This window comes from Mesorhizobium sp. M7A.F.Ca.CA.002.05.1.1, assembly GCF_003998335.1.
GTDB lineage: Bacteria > Pseudomonadota > Alphaproteobacteria > Rhizobiales > Rhizobiaceae > Mesorhizobium.
Genome location: NZ_RZQI01000517.1, coordinates 1 through 4,349, shown reverse-complemented (window position 1 = coordinate 4,349; position 4,349 = coordinate 1). Strand labels below are relative to the sequence as shown.

Sequence of the window (4,349 nt, the reverse complement as noted above, 5' to 3'; positions counted from 1 at the left end):
GCCGGGCACCGTCCGATGGCGGACCGTGGAGCGGCGTCGACGACGAGCCCACGCGCAATTGGACCAGCGGCGAAGCGGAGCCGGAAAACCCGCTGGCGGCGATCTGGATGGGCGATTTCAACATGGAGCCGGACAGCGCCGAGTATCGCCGCATCGTCGGCAGCACGCCCTACCATAGGGGTGCCGCCTATCTCAGCGGTTTCGTCGATGCCGCCGCCGTTGCCGGGGAGCCGGTTCCGGACTTCCACACCCATGTGAAGACCATCGACGGCAGACTGGCAAAGCGCCGGCTCGACCATTGCTTCGTCGGCGGCATGTTCGCCGGGCGGGTGCGTTCGATCAGTGCCGACATCGGCGAGGTTGCCTCGGATCATTTTCCGCTGCGGGTCGACATAGACCTGGAAACGCCCGGCATCGCCACATGACGCTTTTCGTCTTCTTTGCAGTGCTTGCCGCCGCTGCCATGCACGCGATCTGGAATGCGCTGGTCAAGGTTCATCTCGACCGCTTCCTGTCGATCACGCTGATGACATTAGGCATGGGCGCGGCGGCACTCGTGGTGCTGCCCTTCGTCGAAGTGCCGAAGGCGGAGGTGTGGCCCTACATCATCGCCTCGGTCATTTTCCACATGGGCTACCGGACCTTCCTGATCGGCGCCTACAAGGCCGGCGATTTCGCACAGACCTATCCGCTGGCACGGGGCACAGCACCTCTGCTCTCGGCCTTTGGAGGCATGTTCGTCGTTGCCGAGATTCCCGGCCCGTTCGCCATGCTCGGTATCTTCCTGTTGTCGGCCGGCACGCTGGTGATGTCGTTTCGTGGCGGCGCGCATCTGGAAAAGCTTAACCTGCGCGCGGTCGGTTTTGCGCTCGGCACCTCCATCTTCATCGCCAGCTATACGCTGTCGGACGGCAGTGGCGCGCGGCTGGCGGCAACCGCGCAGAGCTATGCCGCCTGGCTGTTCATCTGCGATGCTTTTGGCGCGTTGGTGCTGTGCCTCATCTTCCGTGGGCCGAAGGCACTGCCGGTGCTGGCGCGCGACTGGAAGGCAGGGCTGTTCACCGGCGTGCTCAGCGGCGCCGCCTACTGGATCGTCATGTGGGCGATGACCAAAGCACCGATCGCTTCGGTGGCCTCGCTGCGCGAAACCTCGATCCTGTTCGCCATGATGATCTCGGTCTTCGCTCTCGGCGAAAAAATGACCGGCTGGCGCGGTGCCGCCGCGCTCAGCATCGTGGCCGGCGTCGTCGCGCTGAGGCTTGGTTAGGCGCCGCTCAGGTCAGGACGGTCATCACCTGGCCACGTCGTTCCGGGCTGAAACGGATGACGACGATGATGCAGACGGCGACCACGCCTGCGAACAGCGCCAGGGCATAGCCATAGCTGCCTCCGGCGCTTTCCGCGATTCCCGCCTGATAGGGGCCGCCATAGGACGCGGCGAGATTGCCCGCCTGATAAATAAAGCCGGGCAAGGTCGCCCGCACCGCGCCGGGCGAAAGCTCGTTGAGGTGCACGGGGATGACGCCCCAGGCACCCTGGACCGCGACCTGCATGACGAAGGCGCCGATGGCGAGCATGAACGGCGTGGTCGAGTAGGCCCATAGCGGGATGGATGGCAAGGCGATCAGGCATGCCAGCGTGATGGCGTTGACGCGGCCGATCTTCTCCGACAGCGCGCCGAAAGCCAGGCCGCCGACGATGGCGCCGATATTGGCGACGATGGTGATCCAGCTCACCGTATGCGGATCGAAGCCGTGCTGCTTCTTCAGGAAGGTAGGGTAGAGGTCCTGCGTGCCATGACTCAAGAAATTGAAGAACATCATCAGGACGACGGCATAGAGCGCGACGCCCCAGTGCTTCTGCAGCGTTTCCCACATGCCCGGTCTCGCGGTCTTCTGCGCTTCGACGAAGGCCGGCGATTCCGGCACATGCGATCGGATGAAGAGCACGATCAGCGCCGGCACGAAGCTGAGCAGGAACATGGCGCGCCAGCCGATCGTGTAGCCGCCGATCGTCTGCTGATAGAGCAGGCCATAGACCACCGCCGCCAGCAGATAGCCGGCCGGATAGCCGCATTGCAGGATGCCGGAGACCATGCCGCGTGCGCTCGGCGGAATGGATTCCATGGCCAGCGAACTGCCCAGTCCCCATTCGCCGCCCATGGCGATACCGAACAGCGCGCGCAGCGCCAGGAAAATGCCAAGATTGGGCGAGAAGGCGGCCAGCGCGCCGATCACCGAATAGCTGACGATGTTGAGCATGAGGATGGGCTTGCGCCCATATTTGTCGGCAAGCATGCCGAAGAAGAACGCGCCGATGAAGCGTGTCGCCAAGGTCAGGAATAGCGCCTTGGAGACTGCGGGCACGTCGGCGTGGAATTCGGTCGCGATATCGGTGAGCAGGAATGTCAGAAGGAAGAAATCGAAAGCATCGAGCGTCCAGCCCAGGAATGAGGCGAGGACGGTCTTCTTCTGCTGCGAATTAAGGGGCAAATCTTCCTCCATCATCATCGATGGGGGGAATTATTGGCCAGTTCAGGGAAGACCGGTGGTCACGTTTTCGCGTGGCTCATTTGATCGAACGCCAGCTGGAATGGCGGAAGGTGCGATGAGAGCGACCGGTGCCATCTGTCGATGAACTCGATCGTGGCTTGAGGGTGAGGTCTAGATTTCGAGATCAAACACCAGCAGTCCGTCCGTGCCGCCTTCCAGGGCAGCAACCAGGCGCGCGCCGGCGCGCTGGTGCGCTTCATGCACAAGATAGGCATCGCGCGCGGCAGCATCGCGGAAATCGATGGTGAAGCCGTGGGTGAAGCCGCGTGCGAACGGCTCCGGGCTGACATTGGCGCTTAATTTTACGGCGTCCATGCCGTCGATCACCTGTCGAAGCGCCTCGAGATCGGAATGGATCGCCATGCGCTCGGTGGTGGCGACATCATTGCGGAATCTAGCGAAAACACAGTGCCTGATCATATCTTACCCCTCAGTGGCTAAGCAGCCCGGTTTCCGGAAAACACCGCCGGCGGCAGCGGCTCGCGGCCAAGGACCAGGTCGGCGCCCTTTTCACCGACCATGATGGTCGGCGCATTGGTGTTGGATGAAGGCACGCGCGGCATCACCGAGGCATCGCAGACGCGCAGGCCCTCGATACCGCGCAGCCGCAGATCCGGCGTCACGACAGCCATATCATCATGGCCCATGCGGCAGGTGCCGACCGGATGGTGGTCGGTCTTGGAACTGCGGCAGGCATAGTCGAACAGCTCGTCGTCGCTGGCGAGCGACGGGCCGGGCAGCACCTCGCGCAGCACGTAAGGGGCAAGCGCCTTCTGCCGCATGATCTCGCGGGCCAGCCGCAGCCCCTTGATCGACATGGCGCGGTCATAGGGATCGGACCAGTAGTTCGGATCAATCAGCGGATGGTCGGCCGGGTCGGCGCTCTTCAGCCGCACGGTGCCGCGCGAGCGCGGCCGCAGGAAAGCCGAGTTCAGGGTGACGCCGGGGTTTTTCAGCTTCTCGACGCCGGCTTCGATGCCGGAGCCCAAGCCGAGATGAAACTGGATGTCGGGCGAGGCGGCTGTCGGGTCGGCGTACCAGAAGCCGCCGGTCTCGAACAGGCTGGAGGCCACCGGCCCCTTCTTCAGCAGCAGATATTGCAGGCCGGCCCAGGCCGTGCGGTGCAGCTTGGCGTAGTTGTCATAGGTGTGATCGCCGGTGCATTCGGCGATGACGAACAGATCGAGATGGTCCTGCATGTTGGAGCCGACGCCGGGCAGGTCATGCACCGGCGTGACGCCGACCGACTTCAGATGGTCCGCGGGGCCGATGCCCGACTGCATCAGGAGTTTCGGCGAGCCGATGGCGCCGGACGAGACGATCACCTCGCGCTCGGCGTGCAGGATTTTCTTCTCGCCGCCTGGCCTGTCGACCAATTCGACGCCGATGGCGCGGCCCTTCTCGACGACGATGCGCGTCACCAGCACATCGGTTCGGACGGTCAGGTTCTTGCGGGCGCGGATCGGCTTCAAATAGGCGACTGAAGCGGACGAGCGCCGGGCATCCTTCTGGGTCAGCTGGTAGTAGCCGACGCCTTCTTGGGCAGCGCCGTTGAAGTCCGGGTTGAAGGGGATGCCCATCTCCTGGCCGGCACGGAAATAGGCTTCGCAGATCGGCAGCGGCGCAATCGGGTTCGAGACGCCGAGCGGCCCCTGGTCGCCGTGAAAATCGTTGGCGTAGCGCTGGTTGTTCTCAGCGCGTTTGAAATAGGGCAACACATCGCGATAGCCCCAGCCGGCGAGGCCCTCTTCCTTCTCCCAGGCGTCGTAATCGCGGGCGTTGCCGCGCGTGTAGATC

Annotated in this window: 5 protein-coding genes; 2 read left to right on the top strand and 3 right to left on the bottom strand. The window is 63.7% G+C overall.

Going from position 1 to position 4,349, the window contains the following annotated elements:
• Both EN939_RS22895 and EN939_RS22890 read left to right on the top strand, forming a co-directional pair.
• Positions 1-425: endonuclease/exonuclease/phosphatase family protein (locus EN939_RS22895; RefSeq protein ID WP_335930799.1), on the top strand; the 425-nt coding region annotated here is incomplete at its 5' end.
• Positions 422-1,267, top strand: coding sequence for an EamA family transporter (locus tag EN939_RS22890; protein ID WP_013529691.1), 846 nt, complete (start codon positions 422-424; stop codon positions 1,265-1,267). The genes EN939_RS22895 and EN939_RS22890, both read left to right, overlap by 4 nt.
• A gap of 7 nt (positions 1,268-1,274) precedes the next feature.
• Here EN939_RS22890 and EN939_RS22885 read toward each other — a convergent pair whose 3' ends face one another.
• The 3 genes from EN939_RS22885 to EN939_RS22875 all read right to left on the bottom strand — a co-directional run.
• The gene (locus EN939_RS22885; RefSeq protein ID WP_127269874.1) at positions 1,275-2,510 is read right to left on the bottom strand and encodes an MFS transporter; all 1,236 of its coding nucleotides are present in this window, start codon (positions 2,508-2,510) and stop codon (positions 1,275-1,277) included.
• A 153-nt stretch (positions 2,511-2,663) separates the two neighbouring features.
• Positions 2,664-2,972 (bottom strand): Dabb family protein, encoded by a 309-nt coding sequence (locus tag EN939_RS22880; RefSeq protein WP_127269872.1) that lies wholly within the window; start codon positions 2,970-2,972, stop codon positions 2,664-2,666.
• Positions 2,973-2,989: 17 nt separating this feature from the next.
• Positions 2,990-4,349, bottom strand: a 1,360-nt coding sequence (locus EN939_RS22875) for a GMC family oxidoreductase (RefSeq protein WP_127269870.1), incomplete at its 5' end; no start/stop codon positions are given.

Coding starts and splice junctions, on each gene's coding strand:
- EN939_RS22890 (WP_013529691.1), top strand. CDS start 422: ATGACGCTTTTCGTCTTCTTTGCAGTGCTTGCCGCCGCTGCCATGCAC.
- EN939_RS22885 (WP_127269874.1), bottom strand. CDS start 2,510: ATGATGATGGAGGAAGATTTGCCCCTTAATTCGCAGCAGAAGAAGACC.
- EN939_RS22880 (WP_127269872.1), bottom strand. CDS start 2,972: ATGATCAGGCACTGTGTTTTCGCTAGATTCCGCAATGATGTCGCCACC.